This window comes from Nitrospina sp. P1_D6 (assembly GCF_052156615.1).
In the GTDB taxonomy this organism is placed as follows: Bacteria; Nitrospinota; Nitrospinia; order Nitrospinales; family Nitrospinaceae; genus Nitrospina.
Genome location: NZ_JBQKUN010000007.1, coordinates 1 through 15,152, shown reverse-complemented (window position 1 = coordinate 15,152; position 15,152 = coordinate 1). Strand labels below are relative to the sequence as shown.

The following is a 15,152-nucleotide window of genomic DNA, read 5'->3' as shown; positions in this document are numbered from 1 at the left end:
GGCGGCCACCGGGAGGGGGGAGGACCGGGTTCCGCTAAAAGGGGATTTTACAGGGGGTTCAGCTTTTGCTGTTTCCGGGGGCAAACTCGCCGGGATCGAGTTTGAATTTGTGGTACAGCTCCTGCGTTTTGGTGCGGGCGGTTTCTTTCTGAACGGGCGCGTTTCTCTGCGCGAACAGGTTGCCCGCCTTGATCATGTGCACGATGGCGTTCCTGCCGTCGCCCACCTTTTCGTACAGGCAACCGAGGTTGAAATGCGCTTCCGCCGAGCCTTCATCCAGGCGCACCGTTTCCTGAAACGCCGCCAGCGCCTCCTGGTTTTTACCCAGCCGTTCGTATTCCACGCCCAGCTCGAAATGCAGGCGCGGGTTTTCCGGATGGTGCCGCAGGCGTTCCTGGCATTCCTTGATCTTGTCTGTTTTAAGCCAGTCGAGAAGTCCCATGGATTCCTTCTTCACCCAGTTCGTGTAGGAAATATGTCGTCGTGCGTTCGGGTTTATATAATGTTAGGATGCATCGGACATCGATTCGTTTTACTGAAAATTTTATTGGTTGAAGGAATGAAAATGAAATTCGGAGTATTCAAGCGGGCCCTTGTGGCCGTGTGGTGTATGACGGCGGCATGGGTCGCCTTTCATCCGGGGCTGGTCCGCGCGGAGGCCCCACTGCAACCTCCGGCAGGCATGGTGTACATCCCGCCGGGGACGTACACCATGGGTCTGGAAGGAGCCAGCAACAAATACCCTCACAAAGTGTTCGTGGATGGATTTTTTCTCGACAAATTTGAGGTGACGCAAAAAGAGTACGTGGCCATTCGCGGGGCCAACCCTTCGAAATTCGAGGGGGAAAATCATCCTGCCGACCAGGTCACCTGGCTGGAAGCCAGCGCCTACTGCAAACAGGTGGGCAAACGCCTGCCCACCGAAGCGGAGTGGGAAAAAGCCGCCCGTGCGGGCACGCAGACCGTGTATTTCTGGGGCGACGAACACAGCGGGGAGTATGCCTGGTTCGAGGACAATTCGGACGAGACAACACACCCGGTCGGCCAGAAAAAGCCCAATGCGTTCGGTCTCTACGACATGTCCGGCAACGTCTGGGAGTGGGTGTCCGACTGGTACGACAAAACCTATTACGAACGCAGTCCCCCCGCCAACCCGCAGGGGCCCGAGACCGGAACGGAAAAAACATTGCGCGGCGGATCGTGGTATTCCGGCGCGCGTCACCAGATGAGCGCCACCCGGTTCTGGTCGGAGCCACACCTGCGTAATTCCAATTTCGGGTTCCGTTGTGCCATGGATGCCCCAAAAACGCCATAAGGCCTGAACCAAGGATGGTTCCCCGCGCTGACCGGGTTCCCAATCTGGTACAATCGAAATGAAGATAAATTGTCGTTTCAGGTGAGAATGGGAACTCAATCCGAACAGCCTTCTTTCAAACTGCGCGGTGGCGGCACCGTGACCCCGGAGGACGTTGAATCCCTGTTGGCCCTGTTGCGTGTGTTTGTGGAAGGAACCGCGCGGGGCCTGCCCCAGGATCACGACCTGCACGATAAGCTGGATCTGCTGAAAAACCGGCTGCCGCCGGTGGCTCCGGGTCTCGATGCTCCGCTGCAAAAGGAGCTCGAACAGGGCTTTGATTTTTTAAAAAAGAACACCGACTTGCGGCTGCTGGAAAGGGCCGGATTGGTGGAGATCATCCGCGCCCTGGCCCGGTCTCTCACATCGATGTTCGGCAAGGGAAGCAGACTCGATCAGGGCCTGGAAAAAATCATCGACGAACTGGAAGAAGCGCGCGAACTGCGGCACACCCTGGCCATCCGCGACAGGATGCTGGACGTCACCGAACAGATTCAGAAGCGGTTCGGCATCGTGCGGCAGGAGGTCGAACGTCTGCACCAGCATTGCCTCACCCTGCAGGAGCGTGCCGACACGCAGGGACAGGTTGTTCTGGACGGATTGACCCGGGTCCTGAACCGGTCGGCCTACGACATCAAAATCGAAGAGAATTTAAAAGCCTTTCACAAAACGCGGGAACCGTTTTTTCTCGCATTGTTCGACATCGATGATTTTCTATCGATACAGAACAAGTACGGGGCGGAAGCGGCGAACAACGCATTGTGCAGTGTGGCGGCGGTGATCCGTGACGGAGTGCGGCAGTCGGATTTTGTGTACCGGTACACGCAGGACCGGTTTGCCGTCCTGTTTCATAATTCCTCGTACAAGAATGTGCGGGGTGCCGCCGAGCGCCTGCGTGATCGCGTCGAGACCGTGCGGACGCACCTGATGAACGACATCAACGACAAGTTTGGAAACCGCGTGCGTGTGACCGTCAGTGCCGGACTTGCGCAGGCTAAGGAAGGCGATACGAAAACAACATTGTTCAAACGAGCGGAAGGCGCGTTGGAACGGGCCAAGCTTCAGGGAAAAAACCGCGTTGCCAGCAGCTAAAATCAATCGATCCTGAAAAAAGCTTGCGGCCCTTCATGATTCCATCGCCGGGTGCAGTCTATGAAAACCCTACGCGTAATCAATTTCCTGTTTCTGGTTCCGGCTATGACTCTGGCCGCCTGTTCCGGCGAGCATAGCATCGAAGGCACGGTGGTCGATTACGATACCCGCGAGCCGGTATCCGATGTGCGGGTTCAGACTCGGCAATACGGCTGGAAGATCAGCCGCGACAGCATTGTGTGGGATCACCCCACGGTTTACGATACGCGGACCGACGCCCAGGGGAGGTTCCGGCTGGAATACGAAGGTGCGGACAGCGCCAAGCTTCAGGCCACCCGTGAGGGATACGTCCCGTTCATACACTGGTATGAAAGCGAATCCACCGCCGTCATCAAAATCAAACGGAAAGATCCTGTCCGCCACCCGGTGAAATCCGGTCTCATGCGGATCGGGGTGGAAAACCATCAGCCGTTCGGGTGGTCCTTCAAGGATGGGCGACGCGCTTTGGATCCCGAAGAGGCGGATGTGTTTCCCATGTTTGGATCGAGGACGGATTGGAACCACATCCGGCTGGCGGTAACCGGTGGGGGTGGGCTGCAATTTGTCTCCGGCCCTGAACTGGAAGTGGAAAGCGATTTCCTGGTTTTCACCGACCGCGCTCCGCCGGAAGGGTACGCTGAAAATCTGTCGATGGATTTTGACAAGCCGGGCGGGGTGTTTTACGTGCGGACCCGTGACGGGCGGCACTATGCGAAGTTTGAATTCGATCCCACCCGGCTCGCCACGGAGGGGGGGACGACCGGCTACACGCAGGGCAACTGGGCTCTTCTCCTGATGTACGTTTACAACCCCAAAGGAAGCCGTAACCTGAAGTACGAGAAGTAACTTTTATCCTGCCTCCAGCAGTTTTTCCAGTTCGGTATGCCCGCCCAGGCGGGCGCTTTGGGCGGCGGTCCACCCATCCTGTGTGCGCGCCTGCGGATTGGCTCCCCGTTCCAGAAGCAGTTGCACGATCTCGCGGTTGCCTTCAAACGCGGCGCTCATGAGAGCGGTCCAGCCATTGTCCGCTTGTTGATTGACTTTCGCGCCTTTATTCAACAACAGACGGACCGTATCTCCATGATTGCCGAAGGCGGCGCTGATCAGCGGTGTCAGGCCGCGGCTGTCCGCCTGGTTGACGTCGGCCCCCTTGCTGAGAAAGAGTTTGACGATCTCGAGGTTTCCTCCGAATGCGGCACTGTTGAGCGGAGTGAACGGCTCGTTCTTCCCGAACCGGGGCATGGCCCCGTGGTCCAGCAGCCACCGCACCAGCCCGAGGTGTCCGCGTGAGGCGGCGATCTTGAGCGGTGTCATGGCCTGTTCGTCACGTGTGTTTACATCCGCCCCGTATTCGACGAGAAGGCGGACCACCGGTTCGTGTTCCCCTCGCACGGCACCCGCCAGCGCGGTTCTGCCGAAGCGGTCGCTGGCATGCACGTCGGCTTTCTTGTCCAGTAAAGTCTGTACCGTTTCCGCGTCGCCTCGCAGAGATGCGGCCATCAAAGCGGTCAATCCATCGTGGTCTTTCAGGTTGACATCCGCACCGTGTTCTAAAAGGAGGCGGACCATATCCTGACGGCCGCGGTAGGCGGTGTCGATGAGCGCGGTGCGGCCGAACGAGTCCGTCGCATTGATGTTCGCGCCATGTTGAAGAAGAACGGGAAGGATGTCCATTTTGCCACCGACGGCCGCATCCATGAGCAGAGTGAAGCCGTCGTTGTTTCGCACGCTGGCTTTGGCACCGTGATCCAGAAGCAAGTACACGATTTCCGACTGATCGCGCATGGCGGCCAGCCATAAAGCCGAATACCCGTTTCGGTCGCGAAGATCCACCTCGGCCTTGTGGTCGATCAACAATTTGACCATGGCCGGGTCGCCCATGGTGGCGGCCCACATGAGGGGAGTGAAGCCGAACTGGTCGCGGTGGTTGGGATCGACTTTCAGGGGGAAAAGAGTCTGTACGAGATGGTGATTGCCACCGGCAACCGCGCTCATCAAGACCGTGCGCCCGTCATGATCCCGCGCAAGGGGATCGGCTCCCAGTTGGATCAGGGAGGTTGCCAGCTCGGCGTTGCCATTGAGGGAGGCGTGCATGAGAGCGGTGAAACCGTTGGAATCGGAAGCCGTAGCGGGAGCGCCGCGGTTGACCAGCCACGAAGCCGCACTGCGCGCGTCGGCTTCCACCGCTGCGAGAAGGGCCACCGCCAGTGCGTCGGGGTCCTTGCCGTGTCCGGCCACCCACATGTCCATTTGGGCAATATCCCCGGCTCGGGCGTACTGGATCAGTTCCTTAACGGCTTCGGGGGGAATTCCGCCGTCCTTGCGTTCCGAAGAAGGTCCGCAGGCAAGCAAGGTGAAACACAGGATCAAAACAAAAAGATGGGACCGACGTCGGATAAAGAGGCGGGATATCATACGAGTGTCTCAACGGGTGAATCAACCGCGATCACTTCTGTCCCGAGTTATACTCCTTCGATCCGGTTGATTCAACCATTGTTTTGAACAGGCATCTCGTGGGGAATCTGGAATAAAAGGGGAAGGCGACGCCGGGCCGAAGCCCGGCGCCGCACCAGGGAGGTTCAGGGGAGGTGACTCACTTCGAAGTCAACTCGAAGTCCAGATTCGCGGTTCCGTCAGCGCCGACGGTCACCTCCTTCGTTACCTCACCGACGTAAGGATGCCACGCGGTGATTTTGTAGGTGCCTGCAGGAACCTGATCCAGCGTGAACGCACCATCCTTGCCGGTGACTGCGTAGTACGGATTCCACACCACGCGCGCATCGGCTTCCATGAAGTTGTGCTGGTCGCACTGCAGGAAGAAATGCTGGTCGCGTCCCGGCCGCATGCGCATCAGGTTCTTCGTGACATCGGCCACGTCTCCCTTGCTCGGCAGCGGTTTGTTGAACAGCGTTTTCCTCTGTGCGCCCTTCACTGCATAGCCGTGCGGGTTGTGCAGGATATCCGGATCCTGGTTGACGATCTGCACGAGGCCTTCACGAACTCCGCGCGGGGGGCGGCGGACGACAGACACCTTCGGGAAGATGTCGCAGTCCTTGAAATCGAACTGGATGATTTCTGCGTTCCAGTCCTTACCCTTGTCAATGTTTTGAATGAACACGACGGCGCCGTTCAGTTTGCCGTCGGTCACCTGCACCTTCTGCCGTGGACGCATTCCGTCCTTCGTGGCGTCGGGGTGCTGTGCGCAGAACTCGGCGTTCTTGCCCTTGGACAAGTCCTCCATGATCGGGTCCGGAGGCGTGCCTTTGAACAGCACGGTGCCGGTCAGCGTGCCGCCGTTTTTCACGTCAATGGCCTCATAGCCTTTTGCCTGCGCGAGGCCGGTTCCGGTGGCGAGCCAGAGCGCCATCGCTCCGGCGAGTGTCGGAAGCATTTGGGTCTTCATGATGACACCTCCTCTTTGGAAGCGGGTTGGCATTGCGGTTTATTTTGCAAGGGACGTGTTGATGTACTTCACCAGGTCCCAGATTTGCTTGTCGCTCAGTTGTTTTCCGTGGGCCACCATGCCGGTGCCGGGAGAACCGTTTTTAATGACCCAGAACATCTGCCCCGGCGAAATGTCATTCATCGTTTTGGCGCAGGTGAAATTGCGCGGAGCCGGTTTCAGCGCCTTGCCCAGGGGCCCCTTGCCGTCGCCTTTGTCTCCGTGACACATTTTGCAGGCCATCGGCTTGGCGGATTTCTGGAACAGGGATTCTCCGTTCTGGGCACTGGCGTTTTTGGGAATCTCCATTTTCTGAAACTTGGACGGAGCGGTTTTGGTCTTGCGCGGTTGCGGACAGTCCTTGGCCGCAAGCGCCGGGCCGGCGGTCAGCATCAGGCCCAGCGTCAGCAGAGCCAGCACCGTCGTTGCCCGGGTTCCCTCAGTCCGTTTCAAACGGGGTCGGTGAGAAAGCATGATCGATTCCTTTCCTGTGGGTGAATGATCTGTGACTTTTTGCGAACTCCCTTTGTTGCGTCGAGTGTCCTTTTCACCTTTCAATATAGAAGGTGAAAATTAAGAGACCCTTAAGGCGGGCTTAAAACTTTTTAATTAGGGACGGTTAATGTGGTGAACGCATGACCGTGAAGTACGGTCAGAAAAGAAATGAAAAAGCCGAGATAAAAGGGAGTGGGAGGAGTGAGAGGTCAGTAGCCGAGCTGGCGCAGGGCTTCGTACACGGCAATGGAGACGACATTCGACAGGTTCAGCGACCGCACGCGGTCATCGTATTGCGGGACACGGACGGCGGTCTCCGGGTGAGCGTCGATCAATTCTTCCGGCAATCCCAGCGTTTCCTTGCCGAAGATCAGGTAACTGCCCGGCTGGTAACGGTGCTCGGAATACAGTCTTTTCGCTTTTTTGGAGAAAAAGATGCAGGGCGCGTTGGCAGGCAGGGTTTGCAGAAAAGCATTCCAGTGGGCGTGCCGCATGACATCCAGGTGTTGCCAGTAATCCAGGCCGGCCCGTTTCAGTCGGCTGTCCGTGATTTCGAAGCCGAGCGGTTCCACCAGGTGCAGGGTGGATTGGGTCGCCAGGCACAACCGGCCGATGGACCCCGTATTCGACGGGATCTCCGGTTCCAGCAAAACGACGTTCAGGTTGTGCGGCATGCCTGCGGGTGCGGGTCAGCTGCGGGGACGGATGCGGTAGAAGTATCCGTCCAGGGCGGCGAAACTGCCGTTGCGGACCACGCCCAGAAAGGTTCGGACCTTGTCCTCCGGCACCGTGTCCAGAATGGATTCCAGCTCCTCGTGGGGTACGTCCTCCCATTCCTGGCAGTCGGCGGAGCGTTCTATGGGATAGGGTGATATGTCTTCCATTTTGATCTTGTACCTGTCCATTCGCATTTCGGGTTCACATCCTTGCAGAGGGGATTTCGTCGTGGAAACCACGATATATATACCACAACCCGAAAGGAATGGAACGGATAACTGCCGGGATGCGAGCTGCCTGTCGGAAAACCGCCCAATCCTTCAGGCACCGGACCCGGACGGTTTGTGTTTGAGCGAAGCGGAATTGATGCAATACCGCAGGCCCGTCGGGGCGGGACCGTCGTTGAACACGTGCCCCAGGTGAGCGTCGCATCGCGAGCACAGCACCTCGGTTCGCCGCATCCACAGAGTCCGGTCCTCTTTTTCCGACACCGCGTCCTCCGCCTGCGGAGAATGAAAACTCGGCCAGCCGGTGCCGGAGTCGAACTTGGTGTTTGCTTCGAACAACGGCTGGTCACAACAGATGCAGTGGTACATGCCGGGGGTCTTGGTGTCCCAGTACTCCCCGGTGAAGGCCGGCTCGGTGCCGTGCTGGCGGCAGATGCGGTACTGTTCCGGGCTCAGCTGGTCCTTCCATTCCTGATCACTTTTCTGGATTTTATCCATTAGAGGAACTCATGCGAACGGGTGATTTCATCACTTCAACTCCCGCGCCAGGATATTTGCGTAGTCCCGTATGCGTTGCACGTAGCGGACCGGTTCCCGGCCGCGGGCGTATCCGTATTTCAGTTTTTTATAATACTTTTTTTGGCTGAGCAAGGGAAGCACCTCCCGCAATTCCGTCCAGGAGTGGGGGTCCTTGCCCAGATCGCGTGCCAGTTTTTGAGCATCGTGCATGTGGCCGCGGCCCACATTGTAGGCGGCGAGCGCCATGAACGTTCGGTCGGGTTCCGGAATTTCCTTGCGGAACCGTTGTTTGAGTTCATGCAGGTATTGAGCGCCGGCCATGATGCTGGCTTTCGCATCCATGCGGTTTTTCACGCCCAGCGATTTGGCGGTGACCAGCGTGAGCATCATGATGCCACGTACACCGGTGGGGCTTTTGGCGCGCGGATTCCAGCGGGATTCCTGGTAGGCCTGCGCCGCGAGCAGGTTGTGCGGCAGGCCGAATTTTTCCGAAGCCTTGTCGAACAGTTTCCTGTATTTGGGATAACGCTTGCGAATATGCCGGTTGAAGGTGGCGATATTGACGTAATCGAATTTGGGAATGTACTTGTAGTACTTCGCCATCACCGAGTCGAAATCGCCACTGTGACTGAACTCTTTCAGCCAGCTGTCGATGGCATCGCTTAATTCGTCTGCCCCCTGGGGCAGGACCCATGCCAGAGGCTCGGGCGGGGTGATGTCGAACTGCACCGTGAGTTCGGGATAATAACGGCGGTTGATTTTCACGATGGTGGAGTCGGCGACGGTGCAGTCGATTTCCTTGTCCCACACCTGTTCAAAGATTTCCTCGGTATCCATGTCGGTGGTGGCTTTCCAGCTGAGACCCGGATGTTTGGATTTCAAGCGTTCCAGGTTTTCCTCGTAACTGGTGCCCGCCACCACCACGAGGTTCACCTTCTGGTCGATCAACTCCTCCAAAGATTCGGGCCGTACACTGCGACGGCGGCACACGACCTGTTGCGTCACTTCCTGGTAAGTGGGACCGAACAGAAACTGTTTGCCACGCACATCGGTTTTGGTGATGCCCGCGGCGGCGAGGTCGGCTTCGCCTTTCTTGATGGCGTCGAGGATTTCGGTCATCGAATTTTTAATGATGAACTGCGGCTCGACGCCCAGCGATTGGGCGAAACCGGCGACCAGGTCGTATTCGGGCCCGGTGGGATTGCCCTGCGCATTGAAATGATACGTCGTGGGCGCGTTGCGTGTGAGGACCACCAGCTTGCCGGAATCCTTGATTTCATCGAGGCTTCGGTGGTCGCCTCCAATCGGACTCCCGCATCCTGAAAAAATCAGGAGGAGGATGCCGGCCGGAAAAATGCGATTCAAAATTGGCATGGTCGCGTGATGGATGGTTTCCGTTGCCCTTCGTAAATAAAACGTTCTTATACAGAGTAAAAAAAGAAACCCGTGAAAACAAGAAGGGAAAGGTAAATGCGGTCAGGGGCATGATCACGGTACGCAAAAACAATTGTTCTGGTAAAAAAAACAGCGGACGGGTATGGTTAAAATCATTCGCGGTTTGTTTTATGCCGGATATCACCGCTTACAATTTTTGGGAGAAAAACGCTGGATGCCGGAATGGTCGGTGTACCTGGTGCGGGCGCAGAATGGGAGCCTGTATACGGGGGTCAGCAATGATGTCGAACGCCGTGTGGCGGAGCACGCTTCCGGCGGTTCGCGCGGGGCCAAGTTCTTTCGCGGCAAGGGACCGCTGGAGCTGGTATTCCAGGAGGCTGTAGGGGACCGCTCGCATGCGCTTCGTGCTGAAGCGGCGATCAAAAAACTGCGCAAGGAAGATAAAGAGAGGCTGGTGCGCAGGGAAGTCGCGTTGCACACCCTGCTGTCAACGCCTCGTTCCGGGAATTAAAGAGTCCCTTTATTTCCTTGTGGGAATGGAGAGGCGTGCACGGTTCATTCCGGTTGTGATCCGTTCCACCATCGCCCCCATTTGACGGAAGAGATTTTCTGGCTGAAATTGGGAGCGGGCTGGTAGTACACGTGCAGTCCCCCCGACCGGTCGATGGGTCCCCGCTTCACCCAGCTTCCTTCGGGCAGCGATTCGAGGTCGATCAACCACACCTTGCGGTCGTCGGTTTTGCGGATGACAAGGAAACCGTTTTCTTTGCCGAATTCGCTGCGGCCGAACAGGGTCACCACGTCCCCGCGCTTCCCTTCGAGCGTCAGGGTGTAGCGTCCCTGGCAGGCATAGAGCCGGAAACCGCGCAGGTGCTTGATATCCTTTCCGCGGTGGACCTCGTAAATGCCGCTGCACGTGGTGCCGCTGAAGGTCGGGTCCAGTCCTTCCTTGATCAGGGACAGCATCCCTTCCTGCGCCGAACCCGGAAACGGAAACGCAAGCACCAACCAAACAACCGTAAAAAGTAAAATCCGTTTCATATCCATTTTCATTTTTTGATGAACACGAAATCGCCGCCCTCGTGGCCGGAGTTTTTGATGATGTTGTATTCCGGCACCTGCTGGGCAGACCCCGCGACGCGTTCCTTGATCTGGTCGTGGAACAACTGCTCGGCAGTGAACACGGGGTTCTCCGGTTGTTGCAGCGCTTCAATGAAGGCGCGCGCGAACACCGAATGCCCACCGCCCCCACCGTCGGCCACAGGCTCATTGCCGCCACTGGCCATCAGGGTACGCGAGGGACGCGACCTCATCTTGTCCAGAAACCGTCTTTTCTCTTCAGCCGTACTCAGCCGCGTGATGGCGGAGCGTGTCAGCGTGCCGGAATAACAACTGTCCGCCACCACCAGCACGTGCCGCGCCGCCATGCGCTTGATGTTGGAGGTGATGTTGTCCACGATGATCCACTTCGTGTCGCTGTTGGGGCGGGCGTCAGCGGGAAGCCAGTATGCCTTGTTGACGGTTTTGTCGAACTCACCGTGGCCCGCGTAATAAATCAGAAAATGATCGTCCGCGGTCAAACGGAGACGGATGCCGTTGAACGCGTCCATGATGGCGTCGCGGCCGGGATCGATCAACAGCGTGGTCTCAAATCCATACTGATCGCGCAGGATGCGGTCCACTTCCCGCGCGTCATGCACCGCGGTTTTGAGCGGTGGCAGGTGGCGGTACTGGTTGATGCCGATGATGAGTGCATGGTAGTGGCCTTTGCCGGGAACCCCCGATTGGGATTTTTCCTTGTCTGCCACCCGTTCTTTTGAAACGGGAGCTTCTCCTTCCACCCAGAAAGTTTCCCATGCCAGGTTGCCGCGCGTGTCCTCGGCCATGACCACGATTTTGGTTTTGCCTTCCTCTAACGGCACCCCTGCGGAGAAGTTGCCGGACACGTCTACGCGCGCCGGGCGGTTGTTGACGGTGACGCGGGCGATGCCGCTTTTGTCGGTCACGCGTCCTTCGACGAAGGTTTCCGGCAATGCGGGCACGACCACGATGCCGCGCAGGATTTCATGCGACGTGATGACGATGTCTGGCGGGTCGGTGTCGGGAGCCTCCACAGGCAGAGTGGGCGCCGGAGTTTTGGGGCCCGTCTCGGGGACGGGTGTTTCCGTCGTTAGCGGGGTTTTCGATTCAGGCGCTTCCGCCACCACAGCCGGTTGGACGTGCGATGCCAGGTCCCACCACCGCACCGTTTTGTCGATGCTTCCGGAAACTGCAAAGCGGTTGTCCGGCGAGAAGGCAACGGAGGTCGCGCCTTGTGTGTGGCCTTCGAACGTGTGCAGGAGCGCGGCATCTTCCGCATTCCACAACCGGACCGTGCCATCGTCTCCGGCAGAAAGCAGGTGCGCACCGTCCAGGGAAAACGTGATTGCATTGACTTTCCCCTTGTGGCCTTTCAACGTATGCAGGAGTTCTCCGGTGGCAGTGGAAAACAGCCGCACGACGCCGTCCTGTCCGGCGGAGACGATGCTTTTGCCGTCGGGAGAAAACGCTGTGGCGAAGAGTTTGCCGTTGTGACGCGAGAAGGTCCGCAGGCGCGTTCCGGTCGAGGCATCCCATAGTTTCAATGCGTCTCCCTGAGCGGTGATCAGGGTTTTGCCGGAAGGAGAAGCGGCCACCGATCGCACCGGTTCCAGTGCAACAAACTCGGGCCCTGAATCGTTTTCATCGCCGAACACGCGCAGGGGCTGGCCTGTTCGGACGTCCCACAAGATGATGGATTCCCCGAGTCCGCTGGAGACGAGGCGCGTTCCATCGGGAAAAAAGGCAAGGCCGGTGACCGCATCGAAATGGCCCGACAGCGACCGCACCTCGTTCCCGGATTCCACATCCCACACCTTGACCAGCGTGTCCGCTCCGCCTGTCGCCAGCGATCTCCCATCAGGGGAAATTGCGACAGCGTTCACTGCGCCACTGTGACCGCTCAAGGTTTTCTGCCTGTCGCCTGTGCGGGCGTCCCAAATGATGAGCGTCCCGTCGTCTCCCCCTGAAATGATATATTTGCCGTTCGGAGAGACCACCACGCCCTGAACTGCAGCCGTATGTCCGCTCAGAATTCGAGGTACTTCGGCGGAAGAGGTGAGGGGCGTTGACGCGAAAAGAAAAAACAGGAACGCCACGACGATTTTTGGAAATGCGGCGTGGTGCATCCCATTTCGGGGTGGAGGCTCTATTTGTCGAATCGGGTTCGGCATCGTCTGCCATCCAGGTTGAGCGGTTGTTCTAATATACACCTCTTTTGGATTTGGAGGCAACGCAGGCGGGCGGGTATGGCTCATTCAGGCCGGGACCGGGCCGGGAGGCAAAGCTTTTTTACCGAGGGCCGAATGGTATCGAGGGCGTCAGAAGTTGGTTTTCTGATGCATCTTGTAATAGAACTTTTCGAGGTCCTTCACCGAAAGCATGCCGACGATCTTGCCGTTATCGGTGACGGCGAGGTGACGGATGACCTTCTCTTCCATGATCATGGTGGCCTTCCCAACGGTTTCTTTGCGGTCGATCGTGATGATAGGCGAACTCATCAGGTCGCCGACTTTCACCCCGTGCGGGTCGGCCTGGCCTCCCATGGTCAGGTGCATCCAGTCGGTTTTGGTGAAGATGCCTTTGAATTCTCCGTCAATCTGAATGAGCAGGGCGCTCACCTTGTTGTGATACATCTTGTCCACCGCATCGAAGGCGGTGGTTTCCGGCCCCGTGAAGAACAGGGTTTTGCTCATCTGATCGCCTACGGTGTTTCCGGTGGTCATACCGACTCCTGAGTTAAAGGTTGTCGTCCATGTTCCATCCCCGCGTAAAGGGGTCGTTTCCCCAGTGAAATGGCGCGCCTGGGGCGATTCGAACGCCCGACCTACGGATTAGAAGTAAACTAACAAATTTTTCGGGAAATTTCCCAATGATTCTAAAACCTTCGGAATAATTAGAGTTAGAGCCTTTCGATGGTTTGCAGGGAGTCCAGCGAAATCCCGGAAAATCGCCCCTTTTCCGGGAAGGATTACACAGGAATTACACACAAAATTTTATTGAAAAAAGTACTGAAATGGGTCCAGCAATCCGCGGTATATTACTTTGCTTGCCGAAGCCCTTAAACCTTTCTTTCAACACCTTCACCCTTTGTAACCCATATCTCGACAATTTAAAAGCTTTTCAGGGATGGGGAAGGGTTGGGGGCCGCGTCCTTACAAAGGGGAAATAAAACTAACGGATTTCGCTCTCAGGGTTTTGGCGAGCATGAGGCCGTCCGGGGTGTAGGTGAAGCTCGTGGTCTCCGGCTCGGGATTGGTGAGCGCCGCGAGGTAGCCGTTGGCGTCCAGCATGACGGTGGTGTCCTGCCCGTCGGCCGAGGTGATGGTGATGAGGTCGCCCGACGCGTTGCGCGAGAAGGTGGTGACATCTCCGTCGCCATCCGTGACCGACGACAGGCGGTCGTCGGTGCCAGGGGGATACCATCACTGCACACATAATAGACGCGGTACATGACCACTGTTGTGCTAAAACCGCGGCTATAGCATAGAAATGTTGTAAATAAATATTTTCAGCCAAAGAGACCTATAGTTTTGGCCGTTTACCACTCAAAATTGATTTAATTTCAATAATATTCTGACTTTTAAAAAAAAGCACATACAAAAAAGCAATTGCCTGCGGTGCTATCAACCAGTAAAGAGAAATCTTTAAAGCTAATTTAGAAAAAAAATATGCCAAGATTACTACAGTCAAAGATATAAATATTAAACTTCCAAGTGCTAAAAAAAACTGTTTCAGAATTTTAATATTCTCTGTATTGTCACCTAATGCAATTTTATATAAACATGGAATATGGAATTTATTGACATATAAAATAATTAGCCACAATACGACCACACATACTAATAAATAGATTACAATAGGGGACATATTTTAATCCTTTTCATTAGAAAGGATTCCTGAGACAAATTTGCCCATTTTCTTTCCCGGATAATTGCCCTCCGACCATTTGACCGGCTCGAGCACCACCCCCGGAGAAAATTGCATCCAGAAATTGAATACCCCCACCGAAATCGGAAGGTTTGGCTAATCCCCTACCAAAGAGATTGCCTAATCCAGCAAATACAGCCTCAATAGGGGTCAAATAAAAAAGTACGTTGCCCTTGAAAATGCCTAACAATATTACCTAAAATTTGGGCCGCAATATTTTCAGCAGAAGCTATCGCAGATTGAGCTAAAGCGCCTGCAAAAAGACCGAATTCTTTCGATCCAAGAGGATTTACAATTGCTACAAACCCTCCAACGATGCCACCTATCACCGCTCCCACCTTGCCACCAGATATAGCGCCGCCTGATGCCCCCGCAAAAACCCCAAACGCAACGCCCCCTATCGTTTTCCCAGCACCCACAATCGCTGCAATCGCTGCAGGTGGAACCTTGCCGTTGGGATCTACGGAATTTATAGGGTCCGCAAGGACGTGATACCGTCTGAAAACCCCGGATGATCCAGTGCTGGCGTGGAGATGCCGGGAGTTTTGGGTGTGCCGGGCCTGATGATTTCGACCTCGGCCTATCTTGGCTCTCCGGGTTCCTCTGTTTCACCTCCGTTTCTTTGTTTCCTTTTGTTGACTTAGTATGCGTTCGGGATTTTTTTCATCTTGATCAAGTTGGAGCGGGATCGGGCGGGACTTTCAGTCTCTCCATCTCCAGCTTGATCCACCGCTTGATGTTCACCGCCACCGCCGTGAAGTAACATTGCAGACCGACCTTTCTTATGCCCCGGTACCGTGCCCGCGTCAGCCCGTGGTACCGCTTCATCTCGGACAACTTGCCCTCGATGCCCGGCCGCAGTTTC

At 56.4% G+C, this 15,152-nt stretch carries 18 protein-coding genes; 4 read left to right on the top strand and 14 right to left on the bottom strand.

Translation table 11 applies throughout. From position 1 onward, the window contains the following. Positions 1-58: 58 nt before the first annotated feature. Positions 59-442: a tetratricopeptide repeat protein gene (locus tag ACTRXA_RS12070; RefSeq protein ID WP_442427444.1), complete on the bottom strand. Its 384-nt coding sequence runs from the start codon at positions 440-442 to the stop codon at positions 59-61. Between the two features lie 123 nt (positions 443-565). Between ACTRXA_RS12070 and ACTRXA_RS12065 the strand changes: the two genes are divergently transcribed. From ACTRXA_RS12065 to ACTRXA_RS12055, 3 genes are all read left to right on the top strand, one after another. Then, positions 566-1,315, top strand: a complete 750-nt coding sequence (locus tag ACTRXA_RS12065; RefSeq protein ID WP_442427443.1) for a formylglycine-generating enzyme family protein — start codon at positions 566-568, stop codon at positions 1,313-1,315. Between the two features lie 87 nt (positions 1,316-1,402). Next, positions 1,403-2,446: a GGDEF domain-containing protein gene (locus tag ACTRXA_RS12060; RefSeq protein WP_442427442.1), complete on the top strand. Its 1,044-nt coding sequence runs from the start codon at positions 1,403-1,405 to the stop codon at positions 2,444-2,446. Between the two features lie 60 nt (positions 2,447-2,506). Further along, positions 2,507-3,331 (top strand): carboxypeptidase-like regulatory domain-containing protein, encoded by an 825-nt coding sequence (locus ACTRXA_RS12055; protein ID WP_442427441.1) that lies wholly within the window; start codon positions 2,507-2,509, stop codon positions 3,329-3,331. Positions 3,332-3,334: 3 nt separating this feature from the next. On the opposite strand, the gene ACTRXA_RS12050 is transcribed toward ACTRXA_RS12055, so the two are convergent. From ACTRXA_RS12050 to mltF, 7 genes are all read right to left on the bottom strand, one after another. Further along, entirely contained in the window at positions 3,335-4,900 is a 1,566-nt protein-coding gene (locus ACTRXA_RS12050) for an ankyrin repeat domain-containing protein (RefSeq protein ID WP_442427440.1), read from the bottom strand. 178 nt (positions 4,901-5,078) lie between these two features. Beyond that, entirely contained in the window at positions 5,079-5,888 is an 810-nt protein-coding gene (locus ACTRXA_RS12045; RefSeq protein ID WP_442427439.1) for a carboxypeptidase-like regulatory domain-containing protein, read from the bottom strand. 39 nt (positions 5,889-5,927) lie between these two features. Further along, positions 5,928-6,401, bottom strand: a complete 474-nt coding sequence (locus ACTRXA_RS12040; protein ID WP_442427438.1) for a c-type cytochrome — start codon at positions 6,399-6,401, stop codon at positions 5,928-5,930. Between the two features lie 230 nt (positions 6,402-6,631). Further along, the gene (locus tag ACTRXA_RS12035; RefSeq protein WP_442427437.1) at positions 6,632-7,096 is read right to left on the bottom strand and encodes a tRNA (cytidine(34)-2'-O)-methyltransferase; all 465 of its coding nucleotides are present in this window, start codon (positions 7,094-7,096) and stop codon (positions 6,632-6,634) included. A 15-nt stretch (positions 7,097-7,111) separates the two neighbouring features. Then, positions 7,112-7,333, bottom strand: coding sequence for a hypothetical protein (locus ACTRXA_RS12030; protein ID WP_442427436.1), 222 nt, complete (start codon positions 7,331-7,333; stop codon positions 7,112-7,114). A gap of 126 nt (positions 7,334-7,459) precedes the next feature. Then, positions 7,460-7,864: a peptide-methionine (R)-S-oxide reductase MsrB gene (gene msrB, locus ACTRXA_RS12025; RefSeq protein ID WP_442427435.1), complete on the bottom strand. Its 405-nt coding sequence runs from the start codon at positions 7,862-7,864 to the stop codon at positions 7,460-7,462. 30 nt (positions 7,865-7,894) lie between these two features. Beyond that, positions 7,895-9,259: a membrane-bound lytic murein transglycosylase MltF gene (mltF, locus tag ACTRXA_RS12020; RefSeq protein WP_442427434.1), complete on the bottom strand. Its 1,365-nt coding sequence runs from the start codon at positions 9,257-9,259 to the stop codon at positions 7,895-7,897. Between the two features lie 235 nt (positions 9,260-9,494). On the opposite strand from mltF, the gene ACTRXA_RS12015 reads away from it, so the two are divergent. Then, entirely contained in the window at positions 9,495-9,791 is a 297-nt protein-coding gene (locus ACTRXA_RS12015; RefSeq protein WP_442427433.1) for a GIY-YIG nuclease family protein, read from the top strand. Positions 9,792-9,835: 44 nt separating this feature from the next. Here the strand turns inward: ACTRXA_RS12015 and ACTRXA_RS12010 are convergent, their stop codons facing one another. The 6 genes from ACTRXA_RS12010 to ACTRXA_RS11985 form a co-directional block, all read right to left on the bottom strand. Continuing rightward, entirely contained in the window at positions 9,836-10,321 is a 486-nt protein-coding gene (locus ACTRXA_RS12010; RefSeq protein WP_442427432.1) for a hypothetical protein, read from the bottom strand. Positions 10,322-10,329: 8 nt separating this feature from the next. Further along, positions 10,330-12,486, bottom strand: a complete 2,157-nt coding sequence (locus tag ACTRXA_RS12005) for a caspase family protein (protein WP_442427431.1) — start codon at positions 12,484-12,486, stop codon at positions 10,330-10,332. A gap of 192 nt (positions 12,487-12,678) precedes the next feature. Continuing rightward, entirely contained in the window at positions 12,679-13,083 is a 405-nt protein-coding gene (locus ACTRXA_RS12000) for a CBS domain-containing protein (RefSeq protein WP_442427430.1), read from the bottom strand. A 429-nt stretch (positions 13,084-13,512) separates the two neighbouring features. Beyond that, the gene (locus tag ACTRXA_RS11995; protein ID WP_442427429.1) at positions 13,513-13,650 is read right to left on the bottom strand and encodes a hypothetical protein; all 138 of its coding nucleotides are present in this window, start codon (positions 13,648-13,650) and stop codon (positions 13,513-13,515) included. Positions 13,651-14,427: 777 nt separating this feature from the next. Further along, the gene (locus ACTRXA_RS11990; RefSeq protein ID WP_442427428.1) at positions 14,428-14,706 is read right to left on the bottom strand and encodes a hypothetical protein; all 279 of its coding nucleotides are present in this window, start codon (positions 14,704-14,706) and stop codon (positions 14,428-14,430) included. Between the two features lie 253 nt (positions 14,707-14,959). After that, positions 14,960-15,152 (bottom strand): transposase (locus tag ACTRXA_RS11985; RefSeq protein ID WP_442427427.1); only part of this gene is annotated, 193 nt, incomplete at its 5' end.

Coding starts and splice junctions, on each gene's coding strand:
- ACTRXA_RS12070 (WP_442427444.1), bottom strand. CDS start 442: ATGGGACTTCTCGACTGGCTTAAAACAGACAAGATCAAGGAATGCCAG.
- ACTRXA_RS12065 (WP_442427443.1), top strand. CDS start 566: ATGAAATTCGGAGTATTCAAGCGGGCCCTTGTGGCCGTGTGGTGTATG.
- ACTRXA_RS12060 (WP_442427442.1), top strand. CDS start 1,403: ATGGGAACTCAATCCGAACAGCCTTCTTTCAAACTGCGCGGTGGCGGC.
- ACTRXA_RS12055 (WP_442427441.1), top strand. CDS start 2,507: ATGAAAACCCTACGCGTAATCAATTTCCTGTTTCTGGTTCCGGCTATG.
- ACTRXA_RS12050 (WP_442427440.1), bottom strand. CDS start 4,900: ATGATATCCCGCCTCTTTATCCGACGTCGGTCCCATCTTTTTGTTTTG.
- ACTRXA_RS12045 (WP_442427439.1), bottom strand. CDS start 5,888: ATGAAGACCCAAATGCTTCCGACACTCGCCGGAGCGATGGCGCTCTGG.
- ACTRXA_RS12040 (WP_442427438.1), bottom strand. CDS start 6,401: ATGCTTTCTCACCGACCCCGTTTGAAACGGACTGAGGGAACCCGGGCA.
- ACTRXA_RS12035 (WP_442427437.1), bottom strand. CDS start 7,096: ATGCCGCACAACCTGAACGTCGTTTTGCTGGAACCGGAGATCCCGTCG.
- ACTRXA_RS12030 (WP_442427436.1), bottom strand. CDS start 7,333: ATGCGAATGGACAGGTACAAGATCAAAATGGAAGACATATCACCCTAT.
- msrB (WP_442427435.1), bottom strand. CDS start 7,864: ATGGATAAAATCCAGAAAAGTGATCAGGAATGGAAGGACCAGCTGAGC.
- mltF (WP_442427434.1), bottom strand. CDS start 9,259: ATGCCAATTTTGAATCGCATTTTTCCGGCCGGCATCCTCCTCCTGATT.
- ACTRXA_RS12015 (WP_442427433.1), top strand. CDS start 9,495: ATGCCGGAATGGTCGGTGTACCTGGTGCGGGCGCAGAATGGGAGCCTG.
- ACTRXA_RS12010 (WP_442427432.1), bottom strand. CDS start 10,321: ATGAAACGGATTTTACTTTTTACGGTTGTTTGGTTGGTGCTTGCGTTT.
- ACTRXA_RS12005 (WP_442427431.1), bottom strand. CDS start 12,486: ATGCACCACGCCGCATTTCCAAAAATCGTCGTGGCGTTCCTGTTTTTT.
- ACTRXA_RS12000 (WP_442427430.1), bottom strand. CDS start 13,083: ATGACCACCGGAAACACCGTAGGCGATCAGATGAGCAAAACCCTGTTC.
- ACTRXA_RS11995 (WP_442427429.1), bottom strand. CDS start 13,650: ATGCTGGACGCCAACGGCTACCTCGCGGCGCTCACCAATCCCGAGCCG.